Raw genomic sequence first — 21,922 nt, 5'->3', positions numbered from 1 at the left:
TTGTGCGGCCTTCACTGTGCGGCATCAATGCAAGCCCCCGGCGGCCGGGGCCGCCGGGGGACGTAAATGTCCGTAGATCAGCTGAGTTCGCGCTTGAGCAGCTTGCCCGTCGCGGTCATCGGCAGCGACTCAACGATCGAGACGACGCGGGGATATTTGTAGGCCGCCATCTGCTCCTTGCCCCACTCGACGAGCTCGGCCTCGGTGACCGTCGCGCCCGGGTTGAGGATCACGAACGCCTTGACCTCCTCGCCGTGGCTCGGGTGGGGCACGCCGATCACGGCGGCCAGCGAGACGGCCTCGTGGGTGATCAGGACTTCCTCGATCTCGCGCGGGTAGACGTTGAAGCCACCCCGGATGATCATGTCTTTGGCCCGGTCGACGATGTAGTAATAGCCGTCCTTGTCGCGCCGGCCCAGGTCGCCGCTGCGGAACCAGCCGTCCCGCACGACCTCGGCGGTGGCCTCCGGCCGGTTGTAGTAGCCGCGCATGATGTTGTGGCCGCGGATCGCGATCTCGCCGATCTCGTCGACGTTGTCGATCGTGTTCCACTCGCCGTCGATCAGCTTCACCTCGACACCCCAGATGGGCACGCCGATCGAGCCCGGCCGCGGGTCGGCCCCGGGCCGGCTGAACGTGGCCACCGGCGAGGTCTCGGAGAGCCCGTACCCCTCGAGGATCGTCACCCCGAAGCGCTCCTTGACCGCCTTGATGATCTCGACGGGCAGGCTGGACCCGCCCGAGACGGCCACGCGCATGTTGGCCGCGATGCGCTCGACGTCGACGCCCTCGCCGAGCGCGTTGAGCAGCCCCCACCACATGGTCGGCACCCCGGCGAAGAAGGTGACGTTCTCGCTCTGCAGCAGCTGCACGGCGGCCGCCGCGTCGAAGCGGGGGAGCAGCACCAGCGTGGCGGCGGTGGCGAAGCCCGCGTTCATGTTCACCGTCGAGCCGAACGAGTGGAACAGCGGCAGCACGAGCAGGTGGGTGTCGGTGCCCGGGGTGCCGCCGAACAGCCGGTTGCAGGTGAGCGCGTTCAGCAGCAGGTTCGCGTGGCTGAGCTCGGCACCCTTGGCCTGACCGGTCGTGCCGCTGGTGTAGAGGATGACGGCCGGGTCGGTCTCGGGCAGCAGCACCGCCTCGAAGACCGGCGACTTGCCGGCCAGCCCCGACCCGAGCGTCTCGGCCCCCTCGATCGGCGACGGCGCGGCCGGGTCGGCGGTGATCAGGAAGAACGTCTCGCAGCCCTCGGCCTGCTGGAAGCCGGCGAAGCCCTCGGTGCCCATCGGCAGCTCGGGGGTGCCCTGGAAGCACAGATACGCCTTGGCCTCGGAGTCCTTCAGGTGATACGCGATCTCGCGACCCTTGAGCAGCACGTTCAGCGGCACCACGACGGCGCCGGCCTTGAGGATGCCGTAATAGACGACGGGGAAGTAGGGCAGGTTGGGGCAGGAGAGCGCCACCTTGTCGCCGGGCCGGATGCCGCGCTCGACGAGCAGGTGCGCCACCTGGTTGGCGGCCGCGTCGACCTGGGCGTAGGTCAGGCGCCGGTCACCCAGGACGACGGCCGCCCGGTCGGGGTAGTTGCGGGCGCTGTCCTCGAGCAGGATCGAGAGGTTGAGCATGCGGCGGTTCCCCTTCGCGGTGGCGATTGTGACTGCCGTCTCATCCCAACACGCCCGCCTTACCCGGCAAAAGCCCTTCTCAGCGACCTGTTATCAACTGCCAGGCCGTCCGGCGCAGACCTCCGGGCATCTTCCGGGCATATCGCTGTGCAGGGTCGATCTCGCCAAGCCGGGCCTGAAGGCGTTCGGGCACCCACGAGCCTTCCTCGTACGCGGCGAGCTTCGCGTAGTCGGGCCCGAACAGGCACCACGCGGGCGGCGTCGGCGGCAGCCCGAGCCAGTCACCCATGGGCGCGAGATACGGCTCCTCGGGGCGCTCGGCCGGTCCCCACAGCGTGTTGCGGTCGAGCGTCATGCCGCCCGCGATCGAGGCCGAGACATAGAACGTCTGGTCGCTCGCCATGGCCGAGGCGAATGCCCGCACCCGTACGTCGTGAGGGTCGGCCACGATGTTCAGCGACTGCACCATGACGGGCCCGCGCTTCGTGGCCGCGCCCCCGACCAGCGACATGTGATAGACCGGCTTCTTGCCGGTCATGAACAGCAGCGGGTCGGCCCGCGCCCAGGCGGCCGTGAACTCCTCGTCGCCGCCCCGGCCGCGCAGCGGTTCCGACTCGCCGAACCGCACCGGGATCGCCTCGGGCAGATGCTCGCGGGCCGCGGCCAGCCACCGCGCCGCGACGTCGGTCGTGCGGCGCTCGTACCACCGCACGACCAGCACATCGATCTTGGTGTCGCTCACCGGGCCGAGCTTACGACGGGTTCGCTCGCCACGGCCGGAGGCTCGTCCGCCGCCTTCCCGGGCAACACGAACGAGACCAGGACGGCGACGCCGGTGAAGCCGACCGTCCACCAGAACGCGACGTCGAAGGCGTGCGCGAGATTTCCCGTACGGGAGGTGGCCGTCGAGAGGATGACCGCGAGCAGGGCCACGCCGACCGAGCCGCCGACCTGCTGGGCGATCCGGGTGACGATGCTGGCGTGCGGGACCTGGGCGTGCGCGAGACCGGTGAACGCGACAGTCATGAGCGGGATGATGACCATGCCGAGACCCAGGCCGCGCGCGAACAGGGCGGCCATCAGGGGCCAGACCGGCGTGTGCTCGCCGGCGAACGCGAACGGCACGGTGGCCAGGCCGACCAGCACGAAGCCGAGGATCGAGACGCCGCGCGCGCCGACGCGGTCGACCAGCCGGGCCGCCGCCGTACGGCTGAGCAGCGAACCCAGGCCCTGGGGGATGAGCAGCAACCCGGCGCCCAGCGCGTCCTCGCCGCGCAGCTGCTGCCAGTAGAGCGGGAGCAACAGCATGGCCCCGTACAGGGAAGCTCCTGAGAGGAACATGAGCGTGGACGCCGCCCACGTCGGGCGCGACCGGAGCACCTCGAGATCGACCAGCGCCTCGCCGCGGCGGCGCAGGGCCCACAGCGCGAACGCGGCCAGCAGCAGGGCCCCGCCGATCAGGGGGAGAAGCCCATCCGTACGGGTTATGCCGCCGCCGCCGCTGACGTTGGACAGGCCCCACAGCAGGGCGACCAGAGCCGGGGACATCAGCAGAAGCCCGACGACGTCGAGGCGGATCCGGCGGCCCGGCTCGCCGGCGGGGATCCAGCGCGCGGCGAGGACCAGGCCGGCCAGGCAGATCGGCACGTTGACGAGGAACAGCCAGCGCCAGTCGCCCGCGCCGAGGATCAGGCCGCCGAGCACCGGGCCGAGGATGGGCCCGATCGCGGTCGGCAACGCGACGACAGTCATCAGCCGGGTGCGATCGGCGGCGCTCGCGGCCTGCACGATCATCGTCGTCATCAGCGGCATCATCGCGCCGCCGCCGAGGCCCTGCACCACCCGGAAGGCGATCAGGCTGGGCGCGTCCCAGGCGAACGAGCAGAGCACCGAGCCGAGCAGGAACAGGGTGAGCGCGGCCAGCCACAGCCGTTTCGCCCCGAGGCGGCCCTGCAGCCAGCCGACGGTCGGGATGACCACGCCCAGCGCGAGCAGGTAGGCCGTGCTGACCCACTGGATCGTGCCGACGCCGGCGTCGAGATCGGTGGCCAGCTCGTGCAGCGCGACGCTGACGATAGTCGAGTCGAGGATGACCGCGATGCCGCCGGTGAGCACCGCGAGGGACGTACGGAGGGTCTGCCGTTCGATGGGCATGGCGGCCGCCTTAAGATACGGACATGTATCTAACGGTCTCGACGGTAGGCCCTTGCGATAAGATACGCAAGTGAGTCTTAATACCCGTCGTCGCGGCGCCGAACTGGAGGTCGCGATCCTGGACGCCGCCTGGGCGGTGCTGATCGAATCGGGCTACACCGGCTTCACGTTCGAGGCGATCGCGGCCCGGGCCGGCACGAGCCGCCCGGTGCTGTATCGGCGCTGGCCCCAACGCGACGACCTGCTGGTGGCCACACTGCGCCGGCACTGGGCGGCCAAGCCGATCCCGGTGCCCGACACGGGCTCACTGCGCGACGACGCGATCGGCTTCCTGCGCAACGTCGACCAGGGGCGTACCGGGCTGATGACGCTGATCAGCGCCCAGCTGGTCGAGTATTTCCGGGCCACCGGCACGAACTTCCGCGAACTGCGCGACTCCATGCGCCCACCCGGACAGCCGACGGGCTTCGCCACGATCGTGCAGCGGGCCGTGGCGCGGGGGGAGCTGGCCGACGTGGTCCGGTCGCCCCGGGTGATCGACCTGCCGTTCGACCTGTTCCGCAACGAGATGCTGATGACAATGCGCCCCGTCACCGCCGACTGGATAACCGAAACCATCGACGTCGTCTGGCTGCCCCTCCTGCACACCACCTGAACCGCGCCTGGTCCCGCTTCCGGTCGCTCGCTGCCCCGCCCCCTTGCTTTTCGCGCGCCCTCGCGCCCGCCTCGTTTTCGCGCCCCCCGCCGCGCCCCCGGCCCGCAGCGGTTCTTCGGTCGTTGTTGCGCGCGGGTGTTTCGCCCCGAATTACCCTGAAAGAGTGCGGCAGCAGAGGGACACCCGGGGCGAGCGCCTGCTCTACACGCTGGCCGTCGGCTACGAACGATGGGCGCGCCGCCGCGAACAGGGACGGGTGCGGGCGCTGGTCTTCGGGGCCGGCAGCGCCGCCAGCGTGTTGCTGCACAGCATGGTCTTCGACCCGGACAGCCCGTTCGAGCCGGTCGGCATCCTCGACGACGACCCCGCCAAACGCCGCGAACGGCTCGCCGGCATCTCGGTGCTCGGCACCCGCCACGACCTCGACCGGGCCGTGGCCGACACCCGCGCCGAGGTGGTCATCTTCGCCGTCGGCAACGCCGAGGCCGGCCTGATCCGCGAGCTGCGCGAACGGGCCGTGGCCGCCGGCGCGCGCCTGCTGGTCGTGCCCGAGGCGAGCGAGGTGCTGGACCACGAGCTGGGCGCGGCCGACGTACGCGAGGTCCGGATCACCGACCTGCTCGGCCGCCACCGGATCCGCACCGACTCACCCGCCATAGCCGAGCTGCTCACCGGCCGGCGGGTGCTGGTCACCGGGGCGGGCGGCGAGATCGGTTCCGAGTTGTGCCGGCAGATCCATCGCTACGACCCGGCCGCCCTGATCATGCTCGACCACGACGAGGCCGCCCTGCAGGCCGTCCAGCTCAGTGTCGACCCGCGGGCCGAGCTGCACGACCCGTCCGTCCAGCTGGCCGACGTACGCGACGCCGCCCGGGTGCGCGAGGTATTCCGTACGGGGAAACCGGAAGTGGTCTTTCACGCGGCCGCCCTCCGGCACCAGCCGCTGCTCGAGCGCCACCCCGCCGAGGCCGTCAAGACCAACGTGCTCGGCACCCTCAACGTGCTCGAAGCGGCCGCCGGCGCCGCGCTGTTCGTCAACGTCTCCGCCGACAAGGCCGCCGACCCGGTCAGCGTGCTCGGCTGCACCAAGCGGATCACCGAACGCCTCACCGCCCACTACGGCGGCGTCAGCGTCCGCTTCGGCAACGTGCTCGGCAGCCGCGGTTCCGTGGTCGCCAAGTTCGCCGCCCAGATCGCCGACGGCGGCCCGGTCACGGTCACCGACCCCGACGCCACCCGCTACCTGATGACCACGCAGGAGGCCGTGAGCCTGACCGTCCAGGCCGCCACGCTCGGCGCCCCCGGCGAGGCACTGGTGCTGCAACTCGGTGAGCCCGTGCTGATCGCCGAACTGGCCCGCCAGATGATCGCCCTGGCCGGCCACCCGATCGACATCGTCTTCACCGGCCTGCGCCCCGGCGAAAAACTCGGCGACGTCCTCTTCAACACCGGCGAAACCCCCACCCGGCCGCACCACCCCCTGATTGCGCACGTCACCGTGCCGCCTTTGAACCCCGAAGCCGTACGCGACCTGACCGTCGACGACTCCCCCGAGGGGCTCGCCGGGACGCTCGCCGCGTTGTGCGACCGCCTGGAAAGCCGCCCCGCCGCCTGACCGCCGTTTTGGTTGCGCGTCGCCGTCGTCCGCGCGTCGCCGTCGTCAGCCCGTCGCCGTTCTGGGCCGGTCGCCGTTTCTCAGCTCCTTGCTGTTCTCAGCTGGTCTAGCACCAACGGGTCGATCTTCCCCGCCACGATGCGCATCTCCAGGTTCTCGACGCCTGCCCACGACGCCAGCGACTCGTCCAGGTCGGGCCCGACATGTCCCGCCGCCGCCAGTCGCTCGGCGACCTCGTCGGCCAGTTCGCCGGTCAGCGGGAGCAGGGTCGCCGGGTCGGGGAACTCGAAATACAGGCTGTGCATCTCGAGTAGCCGCCCGAGCTCGGCCACCGGCTCGGCGTGGTCGTCGACCCGCAGATCGACCCACACGTCGCTGGTGCCGCCGTAGCCCATGCCCCGCGCCACCACATAGAGCGCCGCGCTCTGCCGCCCGCGCCGATCGCCACCCGCCTGATCGCCGGCCCGCAACGCCCCCAGCAGCCGATAGGCCAGCCGCTCCTGATCGGCCCCGGCCAGCCACGCCTTCTCCATGTCACCCACGACGCCGGGCCCCGCGAGCATGTTGCCCTGGATCGCGTAACCGTCCCCGGCCACGCCGCCCGCCCACTCGTGGCACTGCTCGCCGGTGAACGTAGCCCCCGGCCCCTCGGCCCCGACCACGCCGACCTGCCGATGCTCGACCGGCCCGGCGTCGCCCGCCAGGAGCGCCTTGACCGTCTCGGTGGCCGCCACCCCGGTGCCGAGCAGCGCGAGCGCCTGCGGCCGATAGGCGAGGTTCGCATACGACTGCGTGGCCACCGCCCCGACATCGACCAGCGCGGCCGGCACCGCGGCCCCGACCCCGAGAAACTTGCTGGCCACGGCGATGCCCAAAGCCTTGCCATCAGCCGAACGCGCCACGATCGAGAACGTCATGGCGAGGACCCTATCCCCATCCGCGAAGCGCTCGAGGGTTATCCACAATGGCAAGTTATCCACAGCCACTCCCGCCAAGATCGCCCCACCCGACTAAAATGGTGAGGGATGGAGGTCCCCCGGTGGGGTGGGCCTCTGTGCACTTGTAGGGGCCAAGATCAGCGTGGTGGTGCGGGGTGAGCGGCGCGGGACCATGCCGGGCCGTGGACCCGGGCGGGCGGCGCGGAACCGGACCGGGTCGCGTGGCCCAGGACGGACCCCGTCGGGTGGCGCTGGATCGAGGCCGAAGAACCGGCGATGATGCTGTCGGTGCCGCTCGCGGCGACTATCCGGGATCCGTTCAGGCCATGGAGCCGGTGACTATCTCCCCAGCCGGCTCGAAGGTGGCCAGGGTGTTGCCGCGGCTGCTGGTGCGGCTGTCGATCAGGCGCAGCGTGCCCGCCTCGGTGAACAGCCGTTTGCCGGTGCCGAGCGCGATCGGGGTGATGACCAGGCGGAAACGGTCGATCAGGCCGGCGCGCCACAGGGCGTTGACCAGGCCGGGGCTGCCGTGGATCTGCAGTTCGGGGCCGTCGGATTGTTTGAGCTCGGCCACCCTCGCGGGCACGTCGCCGGTCAGCAGCACCGAGGGCGACCACGGCAGCGCCGGGGTGCCGCGGGAGGCCACGTACTTGGTGGCGTCGTTGAGCGGCTTGGCGCCGGCGTCCTCGGTGGCGGTGGGCCAGTAGGCGGCCAGGATGTCGTACGTGCCCCGGGCCAGCAGCAGGTCGAACGGTTTGCTCATCGTCTCGGTCAGGAACGCGCCGGTCTCCTCGTCGAACAGGGGCGCCAGCCAACCGCCGTACGGGAATCCGCCTGTCTGGTCTTCGTCGGGGAGGCCGGGCGCCTGCATCACGCCGTCGAGGCTGACGTTGTTGACGACCACCACCTCCCTCACGCGAGCACCCCGTCGATCTGCCCGGCGGCCAGGCGCAGCCCCTCCTCCATGCCCATTTTGGCCATCGTCTGCAGGTGGTCGAGTGAGCCGAACTGGGAGACGACCGTCATGCGGGTGCGGCCGGCGCCGTCGGCTTCGAGGGTGACCGTCGCGTGGGTGGGGTCGGGGGAGGGGGCCGGCGCGCCGTTCTCGTCGGCGAAGCCGTCGTCGAATGCGAGCCGGGCGGGGGCCTCGATGGCCGTGAACTGCCACCAGCCGTGGGCCTTGGTGCCGTCGGGGCCGGTCATGTAATACGCCGAGCGGCCGCCGACCCGGAAGTCGTGCGTGTCGAACGTGGCCGGCCAGGTCGGCGGGCCCCACCAGCGCTCCAGCTGACGCGGGTCCTCCCACACCTGCCAGACGCGCTCGGGCGGGGCATCGAACGACGCCACCATCGTCAGCGTCAGGTTCTGCTCGTCACGGTGCATGTCAAGAACTGGCATTGCCGTCTCCCTTGAGAACGTCCTCGATGCCGCGAACGCGGTGCTGCCACAGCGACGTCAGCACGTCCCCGGCCTGCCGCAGGACCGCCGCCTCGCCGTGAACGACCTGTTCACGGCCGCGGCGTTCCTTGCTGACCAGACCCGCCGCCTCGAGCACCGCCACGTGTTTCTGCACCGCGGCGAAGCTCATCGGATAGAGCCGGGCCAGCGACGACACGGAATGGCCCTCGTGCAGGACCCGGGCGAGGATGTCGCGCCGGGTCGCGTCCGCGAGCGCCTGGAACACGCGATCGGCATCTACAACCATTTGGTTGTACGTTAGCAGAGGGCTACGACGTGGGGAAGCGGAAGCGCGTCTGGGAGTACGGCTCGCCCTTGCCGAACGCGAGCACCTTGGCCGGGGCGACGCCGAAGACGTACGCGTCGTGCTGCTCGTCCAGCTGCGTGAAGGCCTCCCCGGAAACCTTGTAGTCCCAGTTCAGGCGTTCCTTCCAGAGCTGGGCCAGCGCGCGCAGGCGGTCGCCGTCGGTGACCCGTACGGCCTGGCCCTCGACCACCACGTCGAGGCCCTCGTCCTGCTTGTCGGTGCCGGTCGTCAGCACCACGTTCGGGTTCGCCTCGAGGTTTTTGGCCTTCTGCTCGAGCGGCCCGGTGCAGAAATGCAAACTGCCCGCCGTCCACACGGCGGGCAGGGGAGTGACGTGCGGCCGTCCGTCGGCGCGAACCGTGGAGAGCCAGAAGATCTGCGCACCGGTCAGGACCGCGTCCATATCGGACCATGGCCGGGCCGGGGCGCCGGGGGTACTGAATCCAGGATTAATCTCACCAATCGGTTCAGTCATCCACGGGATTCTAGTAGCGGTAGTGCCGCGCCGCCGCCGGTTCCGTGCTGGTCTGCGGGGTGTTGCCGGACCAGCGGTTGCGCGCGGAGTTTGCGGCCGAGCGGGCGCCGGCCTTGCGGCGCGACGACGGCTTGGGGGCGATCTCGACGCCGGGCCGCGGCTCGATCTGCTCCACCGACGACACCACGACGACCGACGCCGAGCCCAGCTCGAGCATCCGCATGGCCGCCGCCCAGTCGCCCGGGATGATGCCGACGACGTTGTAGCGCCGGTTGGTGCAGTAGTCCAGGCATCGGGCAGCGCTGGCGCTGTAGTTCTCCGGGCGAACGTAAATCACTGCGTTGACCACCGGGTCGATCCCTTCACCCATGCCTGTGTGACCGTCTGATGACTCTCGATATCCGAGCGAGGTCTACCTAAACGTCTTCGTCACCATACGCATATCCGCTGTTATGGATAAGTGACCGGACGATCCATCGGCATCGACGGCGATCGGTCCCTTCTGTGCCCACCGACCGGCTAATTTCCTGATTTGGTGTTGCTTTCAACTATCCAGAGGAGAAGACTGCACGATCCCGGCGGGTTGACTTCAACCTCAGTTCACTTTCTACGGTGCCGGCATGACGAATCTCGCGGATCAGCCCGTCGCCTACTGGACCGGTGTCGCGTACGAGGCCATCATCGCCTTCATCCGCGAGCAGCAGGCCGCCCACGGATACACGCAGCCGCAGTTCTGGTTGCTGCGCAATCTGTCCCCTCACGACATCTCGCCCGACGGCCACGGCATGACCCTGGCCGAGCTCGAGGCCGCGATGACCACCTACCTGCGGCGCGAGGACGACCTCGCCGAGGCGGCGGAACCCCTGGTGGAACGGGGTTGGCTGCGCCGCGACGAGGACGACCGGCTGTGGATCACCGACGCCGGCGAGGAGGCGCTGGCCGAGCTCAAGACGTTAACGCCGGCCATCCGGGACGCGATCCACGAGGGCATCGACGACGCCGACTACGCCACCACGGTCGCCGTGCTGCAGCGGATGATCCGCAACGTGGGCGGTCCTGCCATGCTGTGACTGTGCAACGGCACCGCGTTGCGCGATCGGGCCGGTGACAGCGGGCTCGCCGCGACCCTGTTCACCGACCCGGCCGGTCTGGAGATGCGGGTCTATCACGCCTGACCCACCACCACGGCCGGAGCCCGCGTTACGTGCCTCGAGTTTTTCTCAGCTTGCGAGGCGCGGCGGGGGCCGCCCCGGTGCGGTTGTGGGAGCCGACGTCGCGTACGGGGAAACGGTTGTCAGCCTTTGATGCGGCGAGCCCACTGTGCGTTGCCTGAGCGGTCGACGCGGATCAGGGCCACCACGATCTGGTCGGGTGAGGTGAACGGGGCGGCGCCGGACGTCGGCTGATACATCCAGGCGCGGAGGCCGCCGGAGGTGGTCGCGGGGACGGTGACCGCGTCGGGTGAGGTCGTGTGGTCGCCGATGCCGCGGAGCCAGTCGTAGCGGCCGGCCAGCTCGTTGTAGGCGGCCAGCCACGTCGACCCCGAGTCGCCCTGGCCGGTCCAGCTGCCCGCCACGGCCAGCAGCGTGGGCGGGGTGACCCGGCCGTCGAGGGCGATGACCCCGAGTTCGCCGGTGAGACCGCCGCGGTTCCAGTCGACCTCGACGAGGACGGTCTGCTGGGCGGGCGCGAGCGCCATCTGTGGCACGCGCTGCTGCTCGGACGGCGGGCCGAACGTCTCGCGGGCCGCGACCCGCACCGTCGCCCGCGCGTCGATCCGGTCGCCGCCGAACGCCCACCAGCCGGCGCCCGCGGCCAATGTCACGACCACCGCGGCGGCGATCAACCCTCGTCTCACGGCGCCATTAAACGCGACAATCCGCTCGACACACCGGCCGGGGCGGGGATACAAACGGCGGGTGGAGATCGACACGGCTCTGGCCCGGCGGCTGGTCGACTCTCAGTTCCCCCAGTGGTCGGGCCGGGCGCTCGAGCTGGTCGACCCCGCGGGTTCCGATCACGTGATCCACCGGCTGGGCGACGACCTTTCCGTACGGCTTCCGCGCCACTCGGGCGCGGTCAATCAGGCGCGGCTGGAGTCCGAGTGGCTGCCGCGGCTCGCCCCGCACCTGCCCCTCGCGATCCCGGCGCCGGTGGCCGTGGGCGAGCCGGGCCTCGGCTATCCGTGGCACTGGGCCGTCACGCGCTGGCTGCCGGGCGGCCCGGCCACCGATTCCGTGGCGAACGCCGTGCTCCTGGCCGACTTCCTGAGCGCCCTGCAAGCAGTGCCGGCCGTCGGCTCGGCCCTGGTCACCGACGAGCGGCTGGCGGCGCGCGACGACGCCACGCGCGCCGCCATCGCCCAGGTGGCCGGGGTGTTCGACGCCGGCGCGCTCACCGCGGTGTGGGAGGCAGCCCTCCGCGCGCCGTTGTGGGACAGGGCGCCGGTCTGGTTTCACGGCGACTTCCACCAGGGCAACCTGCTCGGCGACGGGGGCCGGGTCACGGCGGTCATCGACTTCGGCGGGCTGGGCCGGGGCGACCCGGCGCGCGACATGATGATGCCGTTCACGCTCATGTCGGCGGGCACGCGGGCGGTGTTCCGCGACCGGCTGGGCGTCGACGACGCGACCTGGGCCCGCGGCCGGGGCTGGGCGCTCGCGACGGGCCTCAACGCCTACTGCTCGTACGCGGCGACGGTGCCGCGAGTGGCCGCCGCGACAACCAAGCAGATCACCGAGGTGCTTGCGGGCTGAACCGCTCGGCCGGGCGGTGCGTACCTCTTGCCGACAACTGTCGGCTGTGGGGGCTTGATAGTGAAAGGCCAGCTATGACTGGACTCAAGCGTGTCCTCGCCGCGTCGGTCGGTGTGGTGGGGGTGGGTGCGGCGGTGCTCTTCGCGAACTTCGCCGACGCCGCCGTTCCGCCCGCCACCGGTGAGCAGGTCGTGACCGAGACGATCGAGGTCACCGGCGTGTTCGACGGCGAGAACAAGCGGTTCATCGGCGGCGGCGAGCTCGGCGACGGCGGGCAGGCCGAGGGGCAGGACGCCCTGTTCGACCTGGCCCCGGGCGCCACGTTGCAGAACGTGATCCTGGGCAGCCCGGCGGCGGACGGCGTGCATTGCGCCGGCAGCTGCACGCTGACCAACGTGCACTGGGAGGACGTCGGGGAGGACGCGGCGACCTTCCGCGGCGCGAACGCGACCGTGGTGATCGACGGCGGCAGCGCGGCGGCCGCCTCCGACAAGGTGTTCCAAGACAATCGGGGCGCCGGCGGGTCGGTGACGATCCGCAACTTCGAGGTCTCCGACTTCGGCAAGCTCTATCGCTCGTGCGGCAACTGCTCCACCCAGGCCGCCCGGACCGTGCGGATGGAGAACATCACCGCCACCGCGCCGGGCGACACCCTGGCCGGCATCAACACCAACCTCGGCGACCGGCTCACGATCGACGGGGCCACGGTCGGCGACGGCATCTCGCTGTGCGACCTGTTCGAGGGCAACGACACGGGCGACGAGCCCACCAAGATCGGGTCGGGTCCCGACGGCGTGAGCTGCGTCGTGACCTAAGTCTTCTCAGGCCGGATGCCCCGGATGGGTGATCACCAGGACCGGTTTCGCGGACTGTTTGATCAGGTCGAGCGGCACGCTTCCGAGCAGCCGCTCGGCCACCTTCGGCCGGGTGCTGGAGCCGGCCACGATGAGGTCGGCGTGGTGCTGCTTGGCGAAGTCGAGGATGGCCTGCACCGGCCGCCCCGGCAGCACCGAGACCGTCGCCTCGACCCCGGCCTCGGCCAGCCGGCGCGCGATCGAGGTGGCCGCCGCGTAGGCGGAGTCGGAGAAGACCGTACGGGGGACCGAGGCGAGCCGTTCGAGCTCGACCCCGTCGGCGGCGACGACCGAGACGACCGCGCCGGTCTGTTTGGCCAGGCCGATCACCGCGTCGGCGAGCCACGGCTGATCGGCTTCGGGCTTGGCGGCGACGACGATACGCATCACTAGACGTTAGCGGTTGATCGCGACCCGTCGATAGTTCTGACTCGACAGAACCAGCAATCTGTACCAGGGTCGGGATTATGGCGGACGACGCGGTGGTGAAGGAAACACAACGCGAACCCGAACTCAAGCGGGTCATGGGCCCGGGGTTGCTCCTGCTCTTCGTGGTCGGCGACATCCTCGGCACCGGCGTCTACGCGCTCACCGGCCGGGTGGCCAACGAGGTCGGCGGGGCCGTGTGGCTGCCGTTCCTCATCGCCTTCCTGGTGGCGCTGCTGACCGCGTTCAGCTATCTCGAGCTGGTCACCAAATATCCGCGGGCGGCCGGCGCCGCGCTCTACACGCACAAAGCGTTCGGCATCCACTTCCTGACGTTCATCGTCGCCTTCGCCGTCATGTGCTCAGGCCTGACCTCGGCGTCCAGCGCGTCCAAGGCGTTCGCGTCCAACTTCGTCGAGGCGTTCGACCTGTCCCTGGGCGACGGCTTCGCGCTGACCGCCATCGCGCTCGGGTTCATGCTGCTGGTCGGCCTGATCAACTTCCGCGGCGTGGGCGAGAGCGTCAAACTCAACGTGCTGCTGACCTGCGTCGAGCTGACCGGCCTGCTGATCGTCATCTGCATCGGCGCGTGGGCGCTGGGCGGCGGCAACGGCGACCTGTCCCGCCTGACCGACTTCCAGGCCGCCGAGGGCGAATCCGCGTTCTTCTCGGTCACCGCGGCCACGGCCCTGGCCTTCTTCGCGATGGTCGGCTTCGAGGATTCGGTCAACATGGCCGAAGAGACAAAGGACCCCGTACGCATTTTCCCCAAGGTGATGCTGACCGGCCTCTGCATCACCGGCGCCATTTACGTACTGGTCTCGATCTCGTCGGTCGCCCTGGTGCCCCCGGCCGAATTGGGCGAGGGCGATGCGCCCCTGCTGAAAGTCGTCGAGGCGGGTGCGTCGGCGTTCCCGTTGTGGATTTTCGCCTTCATCACCATGTTCGCGGTGGCCAACTCGGCTCTGATCAACATGCTGATGGCCTCGCGGCTGCTTTACGGGATGGCCAATGAGCGGGTGCTTCCCCGGGTGCTCGGCAAAGTCCACCCCAGCCGCCGTACGCCGTGGGTCGGCATTGTCTTCACGACGGTCATCGCCTTCGGGCTGATCTGGTTCGCCGATCTGACGGCGCTGGGCGGCACGACGTCTTTGCTGCTGCTGTGCGTGTTTACGGTCGTCAACATCGCCGTTCTGGTGCTACGGCGGGATCGGGTGGAGCACAGCCACTTCAAGGCTCCTACGGTCATCCCGATCATCGGGGCGGTGGCCTGTGCTTATCTGGCCAGTCCGTTGTCGGGGCGGGCGGCGGACGACTACAAAATCGCGGGGATTCTGATCGTCATCGGCATCATTCTGTGGCTGATCACATTCCTGTACAACCGCTATGTCCGCCACGAAGAGACCACCTTGGACCCGACCAACCTCCGCGACTGACTTGCGCTCGTTGCATGTTCATTGATTACTTTGGTCACCCTCGTGTTGTTGTCACGGTGATCCCTCGATGCCGCCTTTAAGCGCCGGCCAGCTGCAACTCATCATGCTGTGGTCCAGGCCAAAGACCTTGACCCAAACGGAACGTGATCCCGCGCGAGCGGCTTGGTCGCTGTCCGTTCTGAGCGTGACCACCGAATGACGAGTTTCAGCTAGCCGGCGGTCAACAACGGCCGAGAGTAGTCACCGCAACCAAAGTCCAGAGGGTGACCAGAGTAATCATTGAAAGCCCACCGAGCGACAGCGAGCCGCCACGGGTGAGTCGTGACGCCCACTCAGCGGAAGCAAGCCGCGGCTACGCTTCAGACCTCGATCTCACACAGCCGCCCGCCGCCGCGCATGTCGGTCAGATAGGCCTTCAGCGCCGCAGTGCGAGACTCGGCCTCATCGATCAGGGTCGTCGCCACCCGGCCCCAATCATCAGGCTGCGGGTCGGCCGGCAGGGCAGCGAAAATCTCCGCGATCTCCCGAACCGTAAGCCCCACCCGCTGCGCGACCTTGGCTACCCGGATCCGGCAGGCCGCACTGTCGTCGAAGCGGCGCTGATCCCCCTGCGTACGGATGGCCGTGATGACGCCGTGCTGCTCGTAGAACCGGACCGCCGACGGCGCGACGCCGCTCTCGGCGGCCACGTCGCTGACCGAGCGGGTGAACGCGGTGATGCTCATGGCTTGACTTAAACATATGTTGAGGGTTCAGCGTAAGCCGCATGACTTCGACATCGCACATCGTCGTCCTGGCCGCCAGCGTGCGCGGGGAGCGGATGGGCCGCGTCCTCGCCGACTGGGCCGGCTCGCGGGTGGCGGCCCAGTTCGCCTCGCACGACCTGATCGACCTGGCCGACTGCGTGCTGCCCGACGACCAGCTGTTGCAGCCCGGCGGCGGCACCGCGACCCCGATCAGCGAGCGCCTTGACGCCGCAGACGGCTACGTGTTCGTCACGCCCGAGTACAATAACTCGTACCCGGGCAGCCTCAAGCGGGCGATCGACTGGCATTACCGCGAGTGGATGTTCAAGCCGGCCACCGTCCTGTCGTACGGGGTGCAGGGTGGCCTGCTCGCCACCGAGCATCTGCGCGGCGTCTTCGCCGAGCTGCACATGGTCACGACGCGGCGCGTGGTCGGGCTGCACACCCCCTGGTACGACCTGGGCCCGTCCGGCTATGCCGCCCCGGAACCGGTGACCAAGGCGTTCGACATGGCGCTGGGCGAGCTCGACTGGTGGTCGGAGACGTTGCGCGTCGCCCGGCGCGACCGCCCGTACGGGAAGTGAAGCGCCTCGGGTTTGTGCTGGCGCTCGGTGGACTGCTCGTCGTCGTCGACACCACCGTCACCGTCGTCGCCGTTCCCGCGATGGTGTCCGGCCTCGGCACCACGCTCGCCGCGATCCAGTGGGTGACCACCGCCTACCTGCTCGGCATCGTCGCCGTGATCCCGGTGGCGGGCTGGGCCTCGGACCGGTTCGGCGCCCGCCGGGTCTATCTGGTCGCGCTCGGCATCTTCACCGTCTGCTCGGTCGCCGCCGGGCTGGCCGGGAACGCCGCCACCCTGGCCGTCTTCCGCGCGTTGCAGGGCGTCGGCGGCGGCCTGCTCAATCCGGTCGGGCAGACCATCGGCATGCGCGCCGTCCCCCGTGAGCAGCGCGGCCGGCTCATGGCGATGCTCGGCCTGCCGCTGATCGTCGGCCCGGTGCTCGGCCCGCCGCTGTCGGGCTGGCTCGTCGACGCCGCCTCCTGGCGCTGGATCTTCCTGATCAACCTGCCGGTCGGCGCGCTCGCCATCGTCCTGTGTGCACGGTTCCTGCCTCGAGACCCACCGACCGAGTTCCCCGTACGCCGGATCGACTGGCCCGGCCTGGCCCTGCTCCCGGCCGGCGGCACCGGCATCGTGCTCGGCTGCACCCTGATCCCGCACGCCACCGGGTTCGCCACCCTCGCCGCCGGGCTGCTACTCGTCACCGCCTTCGTCGCGCGGGCCGTCCGCATCGCCGCACCCCTGGTCGACCTGCGGCTGCTGCGCGTTCGCCTGTTCGCGACCGGCGTCGGCATGCTGACCGCCTTCGGGGCCGCCTATTTCGGCGCGCTCACCGTGCTCCCGCTGTTCGTCCAGGGCGTACGCGGTGACCCGGCCGCCCCAGGCCCTGTTTCGTAGCTGGGGCGGGGCTGCGGCAGGGCCCAGATCCCGCCTGGCGGCGTCCCGTGAAAGCCAGGTTCCAACACCGGGAGCCAGGCTTCCCCGGGCCACCACCAGACGAAATCTGGACCCGGCCTCGCTCCCACCCCAACTACGAAACAGGGCCCAGCCGGCTCCCTCGGCGTCCCCGCGGCGATCGGTGTCGGCGTCACCGTGCAGGTCGCCACCCGCCTCGTCGACCGGATCGCGCCACGGCGGGTAGCGCTCACCGGCGTCACGCTCGGGCTGGTGGCCATGGCCTGGTTGCTCACGGCGACCACGACCAATTCCCCGTACGTGGTGCTCGTCGCGGCCGCCACCCTGCTCGGCATCGCCTCGGGGGCCACGATCCTGCCCACGATGACCGCCGCCGTACGCGACCTGCCCGCGAGCGACCTGCCCGCCGGAACCACGCTGCTGGCCCTGACCCAGCAGCTGGCCGCCGCGGTTGGCGTCGCCGTGGTGGCCACCGTGCTCGAGGTCGCGCTCGACGGCCCGACCGGGGGCGGGGGAGTGGCCGCCATGCTCGCGCTCGACCCCGTCGCCCGTCAGGCCGTGGAGCCCGACCTGGCCGTCGCGGTCGGCAGCGCGTACGGGGTGGGAACGCTCTTGATGGTGATCGCCGTGGTCGTCGCGGTGCGCCTGCCTCAGCGTGTTGACAGTCAGCGTGTGCGTCAATGATCACGTGGGACGATTCTGGTTCGGCGGCGCGGCCGTCTACTCGGTGGCCGCGAGCGTCGTCTGGTTCGTCAGCCTGGTCACGCGGGAGGGTGCGGGCGTCGCCCTCGTGCTGGCCGTGCCGGTGGTGCTGACCGCGCTGCCCGTGCTGCTCGGCCCGCAACGAATCGTGGTGTGGGGCTGCACCGGGCTGCTGGCCGGCTTCGTTCTGATCGGCGCGGCGTCAGTCGGCCTGAGCTACGTGCCCGCCCTGATCATGCTGCTGATCGGCGCCCGCCAGATGATACGAGTCGGGGGCTGAGAGATGCGGATCGCTGTTCTGGCCGTGGGCAGTCGCGGTGACGTCGTGCCGTACGTGGGCCTGGGGGTGCGGCTCCAACGGGCCGGGCACGAGGTCACCATCGCCACGCACCTGCTCTTCGAGAAGATGGTGGTGGAAAACGGCCTCCGGTACGCCCCGCTGCCGCTCGACACTTATGAGGAGCTGAGCGAGAACGCCGGAATTCTGGCCGTCAACCGCTCGGTGGCCGCGCAGGCGCTGCCCCTGGGCCGGGCGATGGCCGACGCCGCCCGCACGGCCGACGTGCTGCTGCTCACCCCGGCCGGCTGGATCGGCGGGCACGTGGCCGAGGCCCTCGAACTGCCCAGCATGGGTGTCTACCTGCAGCCCATGACACCCACCCGCGAGTTCCCGCCGTCCACGGTCACGACCCGCTCGCTCGGCGCGTGGGGCAACCGGGCGGCCGCCACCGCCGTGCTGGAACTGGGGCAGCTGCCCTATCGCGCCGCCGTCCGCGCCCTGCGGGCCGAGCTCGGTCTGCCCCCGATCGGCCATCACAAGTGGCTGCGGCACCTGACCGACTGGCCCATCTGCTACGGCTACAGCCCGCGTGTGGTGCCGCAGCCCGCGGACTGGCCGTCCTCGTGCACGACGGTCGGCTACTGGTGGGCCGCACCCGCCGATTTTGTGCCGTCCCCTTCGCTGGCTGCCTTCCTGGAGGCCGGGCCGCCGCCGGTCTACGTCGGCTTCGGCAGCATGCCCGCGCGGGACAGCCGGGCCCTGTCCGCGCTCGTCGTGCAGGCCGCACGGTCGGCCGGCGTACGGGTGGTGCTGAGCTCCGGATGGGCGGGCCTCGACGCGACCGGCGACGACGTGCTGACCGTCTCCGACGTGCCACACGAGTGGCTGTTCCCACGGATGGCGGCCGTCGTGCACCACGCGGGCGCGGGGACCACTGCCGCCGGTCTGCGTGCCGGTGTGCCCGCCGTGCCGGTGCCACTGTTGGTCGACCAGCCGTTCTGGGCGCAGCGCCTCGTGACGCTGGGGGTGGCCCCGGAGGCCCTTCCGTTCCGGCGGCTGAGCGCTGCGGGGCTGGGAGCGGCAATCCGGGCTGCGGTGGGGGAGCCGGGCTATCGGCGGCGCGCGGGGGAGTTGGCCGTGGGGCTGGCCGAGGAGGACGGGACGGCGGGGGTGCTGCGGGTGCTGGAGCGACTGTCGTAGGCCGTCGCGATACGCCGTTGTAGGGCTGGGCCGCTCCACCTCGTGTCGCAGGGCCGCCCACACCGCCGCCACAGGGCCCCGCCGCCCTAGGGCCCGCTGCACAGGGCCCACCCTCCACGGGGGTCCACCGCCACTGCCGATTTTACCGATCCGGGCGGATCTTTGCGGCTGAGCGACGGGTCGCCTGTGGATAACTCGCCTTTGTGGACAATCGCCTTGATCTTGCTGTTTGTGCTAGCGCGACATGTTGGCTGGTGAGACAGCGCCGGGGTGGCTCGGCGGAAGGCGCGACAGGGCGGCGGCAATGCAGGGCGGGCGGCAGTGCATGGCGGGGCGGCGATGCAAGGCGGACGGCGGAACGGGGCGCAGTGTGAGGCGAGCGGCGGCGAGGGGCGGCCAGGGGTGGCGGGGCGGCCAGAGGTGCCGGGGCGGCGCGGGGCAGCGCGGCGGCGAGGGGCGGGGCGGTGGTGCGGGGCGGGTGGGCGACAGGGCGGGCGGCGGCACGAGGCGGGCACGGCCGGGGCGACGATGCAGGGCGGACGGCGGCGCGAGGCGGGCGGCAGCGCACGGCGGGGCGGCGATGCAAGGCGGACAGCCGCACAGAGCGCAGTGCGAGGCGGGCGGCAGCGCGGTGCGGCGCCGGCGAGAGGCGGGGTCGGCAGGGCGGGGCGGTGGCGCACGGCGGCGGTGCAGGAGCGGGTGGCGGCACCGGGCGAGTGGCGGCGCCGGGCGGGTGGTGGTGCCGGGCGGGTGGCGGTGCCGGGCGGGTGGCGGTGCCGGGTAGGCGGCGGTGCCGGGTGGGGCGGCGGTGCGAGGCGGTGGCGGGGCGCGGCGGGGCTGGACATGGTGAGGGGCCGCGTCCGGACGTGGATGCGGCCCCTCGGGGTGAGAGCGGGTTCAGCCCTTGACGCTGCCTGCCAGCAGGCCGCGGACGAAGTAGCGCTGGAGCAGCAGGAACACCGTCACCGGGACGATGATGGAGACGAACGCGCCCGCCGACAGCAGGTGCCAGGCGGTGCCTCGGGTGCCGCTCAGGTTGGCCAGCTGCAGGGTGATCGGGGCGACCTCGTCACCGCCGCCGGCGAAGACCAGGGCGACCAGCAGGTCGTTCCAGACCCAGAGGAACTGGAAGATGCCGAATGCCGCCAGTGCGGGGGTGAGCAGCGGCAGCATCACCTTGAAGAAGATCGAGACGTGTCCGGCGCCGTCGACGCGGGCGGCCTCGATCAGGCCGGCGGGGATCTCCCGCATGAAGTTGTGCAGCAGGTAGATCGCCAGCGGCAGGGCGAACGTCGCGTGCGACAGCCACAACGTCCAGAACGTGCCGGTGATGTCGATGCTCACGAAGATCTTGAGCAGCGGGATCAGCGTGACCTGCAGCGGGACGATCTGCAAGGCGAAGATCATCAGGAATAGGACGTTCCGGCCGGGGAATTTGATCCAGGCGAACGCGTACGCCGACAGGGCCGCGATCGACATCGGGATCAGCACCGACGGGATGCAGATGATCAGCGAGTTGACGAAGAACGCGGCCAGGTTGACGCCGCCCTCCTCGCCGAACACCTTGCTGTAGTTCTCGAACGTGGTGGTCGGGTCGCTGAAGAACGTCCACCAGCCGGTCGTCTTGATCTCGCGCTCGGGCCGGAACGAGGACACCAGCAGGCCGAAGGTCGGCAGCGTCCACAGGACCGCGATCACGATCGCCGCGATCGACGCCCACGGCGAGCTGAGGCGCTTCTTGGCCACGCCGGCCGTGCTGATCTTCTCGGCCTTCAGCGGCGGGGTCGTCACCGGAGTCGCGGTGCTCATGATGCCTCCGAACGACGCAGCGAGCGGATGTTGTAGATGACGATCGGGATGACCAGGACGAACAGCAGCACCGCGAGCGCGGCGCCCAGGCCCTGGTTGTCGGCGTTGAACGTCTGCCGGTAGAACTCGTTGGCGATGACGCTGGTCTCGAAGTTGCCGCCGGTCATGGTGCGGACGATGTCGAAGACCTTGAGCGTGCCGATGCCGATCGTGGTCAGCACGACCACGACGGTCGGCTGCACGCTGGGCAGTGTGATCTTGCGGAACATGCTCCACGCGTTGACGCCGTCGAGCCGGGCCGCTTCGATGATGTCGTCCGGGATGGCCTTGATGGCCGCGGACAGGATCGTCATGGCGAAGCCGGCCTGGATCCAGATCATCACGATGATGAGCAGGAACGTGTTGAGCGGCGTCTCGATGAGCAACTGGATCGGTTTGCCGCCGAGCCAGACGATCAGCTGGTTGACCAGGCCGATCTGCTTCACGTTGCCCTGGTCGGGGCGGTATTCGTAGACGAACTTCCAGATCACGCCGGCCGCGACGAACGAGATCGACATGGGCAGGAAGATCAGCGCCTTGGCGAACGACTCGAACCGCGACTTGTCGACCAGGATGGCGTAGACGAGGCCGATCGCGGTGGCCACGAACGGCGTCACGACGACCCAGAACACCGTGTTCCGCAGCACGGTCAGCTGGTCCTTGTCGCTGAAGATCGTGCCGTAGTTGTCGAAGCCGATGAACGAGCTGCCCGCGGCGTCGAAGAACGACTGGTAGATGGTGCGGAGGCCCGGATAGACGAGACCGACCGCGAGCATCAGCACGGCCGGCAGCAGGTAGAGGTACGCGACGACCTTGTCGCCGCGCTTGCCGCCGAATCGGCCGGCGATGAAAAGAATGACGCCCATGACCGCGGCGAAAAGCAGCAGGGCCGCGAGCATCTGCAGGATTTTTTCGGGGGTGGTGGAGGCGGTGTTGAACACGCGACCCGGACCTCCTTCTGCGCTGG

25 protein-coding genes are annotated in these 21,922 nt (G+C 70.1%); 11 read left to right on the top strand and 14 right to left on the bottom strand.

The window, feature by feature from the left end:
* Window positions 1–77 precede the first annotated feature (77 nt).
* The 3 genes from JKJ07_RS32225 to JKJ07_RS32215 all read right to left on the bottom strand — a co-directional run bounded on the left by JKJ07_RS32225 (window position 78) and on the right by JKJ07_RS32215 (window position 3,779).
* Window positions 78–1,625 carry a long-chain-fatty-acid--CoA ligase gene (locus tag JKJ07_RS32225; protein WP_202995658.1) on the bottom strand — a complete coding sequence of 516 codons (1,548 nt, stop codon included), beginning with the start codon at window positions 1,623–1,625 and terminating at the stop codon, window positions 78–80.
* Between the two features lie 79 nt (window positions 1,626–1,704).
* Window positions 1,705–2,367 carry a hypothetical protein gene (locus JKJ07_RS32220; RefSeq protein WP_202995657.1) on the bottom strand — a complete coding sequence of 221 codons (663 nt, stop codon included), beginning with the start codon at window positions 2,365–2,367 and terminating at the stop codon, window positions 1,705–1,707.
* Window positions 2,364–3,779 carry an MDR family MFS transporter gene (locus JKJ07_RS32215; protein ID WP_202995656.1) on the bottom strand — a complete coding sequence of 472 codons (1,416 nt, stop codon included), beginning with the start codon at window positions 3,777–3,779 and terminating at the stop codon, window positions 2,364–2,366. The genes JKJ07_RS32220 and JKJ07_RS32215 overlap by 4 nt, the downstream gene beginning before the upstream one ends.
* Window positions 3,780–3,849: 70 nt before the next feature.
* Here JKJ07_RS32215 and JKJ07_RS32210 point away from each other — a divergent pair, with 70 nt between their 5' ends.
* Both JKJ07_RS32210 and JKJ07_RS32205 read left to right on the top strand, forming a co-directional pair.
* Window positions 3,850–4,434 carry a TetR/AcrR family transcriptional regulator gene (locus tag JKJ07_RS32210; protein ID WP_202995655.1) on the top strand — a complete coding sequence of 195 codons (585 nt, stop codon included), beginning with the start codon at window positions 3,850–3,852 and terminating at the stop codon, window positions 4,432–4,434.
* A 163-nt stretch (window positions 4,435–4,597) separates the two neighbouring features.
* Entirely contained in the window at window positions 4,598–6,049 is a 1,452-nt protein-coding gene (locus JKJ07_RS32205; protein ID WP_307834511.1) for a polysaccharide biosynthesis protein, read from the top strand.
* An 80-nt stretch (window positions 6,050–6,129) separates the two neighbouring features.
* Here the strand turns inward: JKJ07_RS32205 and JKJ07_RS32200 are convergent, their stop codons facing one another.
* From JKJ07_RS32200 to JKJ07_RS32175, 6 genes are all read right to left on the bottom strand, one after another.
* The gene (locus JKJ07_RS32200) at window positions 6,130–6,966 is read right to left on the bottom strand and encodes a DUF1028 domain-containing protein (protein WP_202995654.1); all 837 of its coding nucleotides are present in this window, start codon (window positions 6,964–6,966) and stop codon (window positions 6,130–6,132) included.
* Window positions 6,967–7,306: 340 nt separating this feature from the next.
* Window positions 7,307–7,903, bottom strand: a complete 597-nt coding sequence (locus tag JKJ07_RS32195) for a dihydrofolate reductase family protein (RefSeq protein WP_202995653.1) — start codon at window positions 7,901–7,903, stop codon at window positions 7,307–7,309.
* Window positions 7,900–8,385, bottom strand: coding sequence for an SRPBCC family protein (locus tag JKJ07_RS32190; protein ID WP_202995652.1), 486 nt, complete (start codon window positions 8,383–8,385; stop codon window positions 7,900–7,902). Before JKJ07_RS32190 ends, JKJ07_RS32195 begins: the two co-directional genes overlap by 4 nt.
* Window positions 8,372–8,692, bottom strand: coding sequence for an ArsR/SmtB family transcription factor (locus tag JKJ07_RS32185; RefSeq protein ID WP_202995651.1), 321 nt, complete (start codon window positions 8,690–8,692; stop codon window positions 8,372–8,374). Before JKJ07_RS32185 ends, JKJ07_RS32190 begins: the two co-directional genes overlap by 14 nt.
* A gap of 22 nt (window positions 8,693–8,714) precedes the next feature.
* Window positions 8,715–9,155 carry a pyridoxamine 5'-phosphate oxidase family protein gene (locus JKJ07_RS32180; RefSeq protein ID WP_236030274.1) on the bottom strand — a complete coding sequence of 147 codons (441 nt, stop codon included), beginning with the start codon at window positions 9,153–9,155 and terminating at the stop codon, window positions 8,715–8,717.
* Window positions 9,156–9,237: 82 nt separating this feature from the next.
* Window positions 9,238–9,597: a hypothetical protein gene (locus tag JKJ07_RS32175; protein WP_202995649.1), complete on the bottom strand. Its 360-nt coding sequence runs from the start codon at window positions 9,595–9,597 to the stop codon at window positions 9,238–9,240.
* Between the two features lie 250 nt (window positions 9,598–9,847).
* Here JKJ07_RS32175 and JKJ07_RS32170 point away from each other — a divergent pair, with 250 nt between their 5' ends.
* Window positions 9,848–10,297: a MarR family winged helix-turn-helix transcriptional regulator gene (locus JKJ07_RS32170; RefSeq protein WP_202995648.1), complete on the top strand. Its 450-nt coding sequence runs from the start codon at window positions 9,848–9,850 to the stop codon at window positions 10,295–10,297.
* Between the two features lie 224 nt (window positions 10,298–10,521).
* Here JKJ07_RS32170 and JKJ07_RS32165 read toward each other — a convergent pair whose 3' ends face one another.
* Window positions 10,522–11,085 carry a hypothetical protein gene (locus JKJ07_RS32165; protein WP_236030273.1) on the bottom strand — a complete coding sequence of 188 codons (564 nt, stop codon included), beginning with the start codon at window positions 11,083–11,085 and terminating at the stop codon, window positions 10,522–10,524.
* A gap of 61 nt (window positions 11,086–11,146) precedes the next feature.
* On the opposite strand from JKJ07_RS32165, the gene JKJ07_RS32160 reads away from it, so the two are divergent.
* Complete coding sequence (locus tag JKJ07_RS32160) at window positions 11,147–11,983, top strand: aminoglycoside phosphotransferase family protein (RefSeq protein ID WP_307834510.1); 837 nt, start codon at window positions 11,147–11,149, stop codon at window positions 11,981–11,983.
* A gap of 74 nt (window positions 11,984–12,057) precedes the next feature.
* Window positions 12,058–12,798, top strand: coding sequence for a pectate lyase (locus JKJ07_RS32155; RefSeq protein ID WP_202995645.1), 741 nt, complete (start codon window positions 12,058–12,060; stop codon window positions 12,796–12,798).
* A gap of 6 nt (window positions 12,799–12,804) precedes the next feature.
* On the opposite strand, the gene JKJ07_RS32150 is transcribed toward JKJ07_RS32155, so the two are convergent.
* Complete coding sequence (locus JKJ07_RS32150) at window positions 12,805–13,224, bottom strand: universal stress protein (RefSeq protein ID WP_202995644.1); 420 nt, start codon at window positions 13,222–13,224, stop codon at window positions 12,805–12,807.
* 80 nt (window positions 13,225–13,304) lie between these two features.
* Between JKJ07_RS32150 and JKJ07_RS32145 the strand changes: the two genes are divergently transcribed.
* A complete protein-coding gene (locus JKJ07_RS32145; protein ID WP_202995643.1) occupies window positions 13,305–14,699 on the top strand; it encodes an APC family permease in 1,395 nt (464 codons plus the stop codon).
* 359 nt (window positions 14,700–15,058) lie between these two features.
* Here JKJ07_RS32145 and JKJ07_RS32140 read toward each other — a convergent pair whose 3' ends face one another.
* Window positions 15,059–15,424 carry a MerR family transcriptional regulator gene (locus JKJ07_RS32140; protein ID WP_202995642.1) on the bottom strand — a complete coding sequence of 122 codons (366 nt, stop codon included), beginning with the start codon at window positions 15,422–15,424 and terminating at the stop codon, window positions 15,059–15,061.
* Between the two features lie 41 nt (window positions 15,425–15,465).
* Between JKJ07_RS32140 and JKJ07_RS32135 the strand changes: the two genes are divergently transcribed.
* The 5 genes from JKJ07_RS32135 (at window position 15,466) to JKJ07_RS32115 (ending at window position 19,107) form a co-directional block, all read left to right on the top strand.
* A complete protein-coding gene (locus tag JKJ07_RS32135) occupies window positions 15,466–16,029 on the top strand; it encodes an NADPH-dependent FMN reductase (RefSeq protein WP_202995641.1) in 564 nt (187 codons plus the stop codon).
* On the top strand, window positions 16,026–16,907 hold the full coding sequence (locus tag JKJ07_RS32130; protein ID WP_202995640.1) for an MFS transporter: 882 nt from the start codon (window positions 16,026–16,028) through the stop codon (window positions 16,905–16,907). Before JKJ07_RS32135 ends, JKJ07_RS32130 begins: the two co-directional genes overlap by 4 nt.
* A 195-nt stretch (window positions 16,908–17,102) precedes the next feature.
* Window positions 17,103–17,609, top strand: a complete 507-nt coding sequence (locus JKJ07_RS32125; protein ID WP_202995639.1) for an MFS transporter — start codon at window positions 17,103–17,105, stop codon at window positions 17,607–17,609.
* A gap of 4 nt (window positions 17,610–17,613) precedes the next feature.
* Window positions 17,614–17,907 carry a hypothetical protein gene (locus tag JKJ07_RS32120; protein ID WP_202995638.1) on the top strand — a complete coding sequence of 98 codons (294 nt, stop codon included), beginning with the start codon at window positions 17,614–17,616 and terminating at the stop codon, window positions 17,905–17,907.
* Window positions 17,908–17,910: 3 nt separating this feature from the next.
* Complete coding sequence (locus tag JKJ07_RS32115; protein WP_202995637.1) at window positions 17,911–19,107, top strand: glycosyltransferase; 1,197 nt, start codon at window positions 17,911–17,913, stop codon at window positions 19,105–19,107.
* A gap of 897 nt (window positions 19,108–20,004) precedes the next feature.
* On the opposite strand, the gene JKJ07_RS32110 is transcribed toward JKJ07_RS32115, so the two are convergent.
* Together JKJ07_RS32110 and JKJ07_RS32105 are read right to left on the bottom strand one after the other, a co-directional pair.
* Window positions 20,005–20,916, bottom strand: coding sequence for a carbohydrate ABC transporter permease (locus JKJ07_RS32110; protein WP_202995636.1), 912 nt, complete (start codon window positions 20,914–20,916; stop codon window positions 20,005–20,007).
* On the bottom strand, window positions 20,913–21,854 hold the full coding sequence (locus JKJ07_RS32105; protein WP_202995961.1) for a carbohydrate ABC transporter permease: 942 nt from the start codon (window positions 21,852–21,854) through the stop codon (window positions 20,913–20,915). The genes JKJ07_RS32110 and JKJ07_RS32105 overlap by 4 nt, the downstream gene beginning before the upstream one ends.
* Between the last annotated feature and the right edge of the window lie 68 nt (window positions 21,855–21,922).

The organism is Paractinoplanes lichenicola (assembly GCF_016785085.1).
Taxonomy (GTDB): domain Bacteria; phylum Actinomycetota; class Actinomycetes; order Mycobacteriales; family Micromonosporaceae; genus Actinoplanes; species Actinoplanes lichenicola.
Note: the sequence above shows the minus strand (reverse complement) of the source record. Positions and strands in the feature narration are given on the sequence as shown.

Coding starts and splice junctions, on each gene's coding strand:
- JKJ07_RS32225 (WP_202995658.1), bottom strand. CDS start 1,625: ATGCTCAACCTCTCGATCCTGCTCGAGGACAGCGCCCGCAACTACCCC.
- JKJ07_RS32215 (WP_202995656.1), bottom strand. CDS start 3,779: ATGCCCATCGAACGGCAGACCCTCCGTACGTCCCTCGCGGTGCTCACC.
- JKJ07_RS32200 (WP_202995654.1), bottom strand. CDS start 6,966: ATGACGTTCTCGATCGTGGCGCGTTCGGCTGATGGCAAGGCTTTGGGC.
- JKJ07_RS32190 (WP_202995652.1), bottom strand. CDS start 8,385: ATGCCAGTTCTTGACATGCACCGTGACGAGCAGAACCTGACGCTGACG.
- JKJ07_RS32185 (WP_202995651.1), bottom strand. CDS start 8,692: ATGGTTGTAGATGCCGATCGCGTGTTCCAGGCGCTCGCGGACGCGACC.
- JKJ07_RS32180 (WP_236030274.1), bottom strand. CDS start 9,155: ATGGACGCGGTCCTGACCGGTGCGCAGATCTTCTGGCTCTCCACGGTT.
- JKJ07_RS32175 (WP_202995649.1), bottom strand. CDS start 9,597: ATGGGTGAAGGGATCGACCCGGTGGTCAACGCAGTGATTTACGTTCGC.
- JKJ07_RS32170 (WP_202995648.1), top strand. CDS start 9,848: ATGACGAATCTCGCGGATCAGCCCGTCGCCTACTGGACCGGTGTCGCG.
- JKJ07_RS32155 (WP_202995645.1), top strand. CDS start 12,058: ATGACTGGACTCAAGCGTGTCCTCGCCGCGTCGGTCGGTGTGGTGGGG.
- JKJ07_RS32150 (WP_202995644.1), bottom strand. CDS start 13,224: ATGCGTATCGTCGTCGCCGCCAAGCCCGAAGCCGATCAGCCGTGGCTC.
- JKJ07_RS32145 (WP_202995643.1), top strand. CDS start 13,305: ATGGCGGACGACGCGGTGGTGAAGGAAACACAACGCGAACCCGAACTC.
- JKJ07_RS32140 (WP_202995642.1), bottom strand. CDS start 15,424: ATGAGCATCACCGCGTTCACCCGCTCGGTCAGCGACGTGGCCGCCGAG.
- JKJ07_RS32135 (WP_202995641.1), top strand. CDS start 15,466: ATGACTTCGACATCGCACATCGTCGTCCTGGCCGCCAGCGTGCGCGGG.
- JKJ07_RS32115 (WP_202995637.1), top strand. CDS start 17,911: ATGCGGATCGCTGTTCTGGCCGTGGGCAGTCGCGGTGACGTCGTGCCG.
- JKJ07_RS32110 (WP_202995636.1), bottom strand. CDS start 20,916: ATGAGCACCGCGACTCCGGTGACGACCCCGCCGCTGAAGGCCGAGAAG.
- JKJ07_RS32105 (WP_202995961.1), bottom strand. CDS start 21,854: ATGCTCGCGGCCCTGCTGCTTTTCGCCGCGGTCATGGGCGTCATTCTT.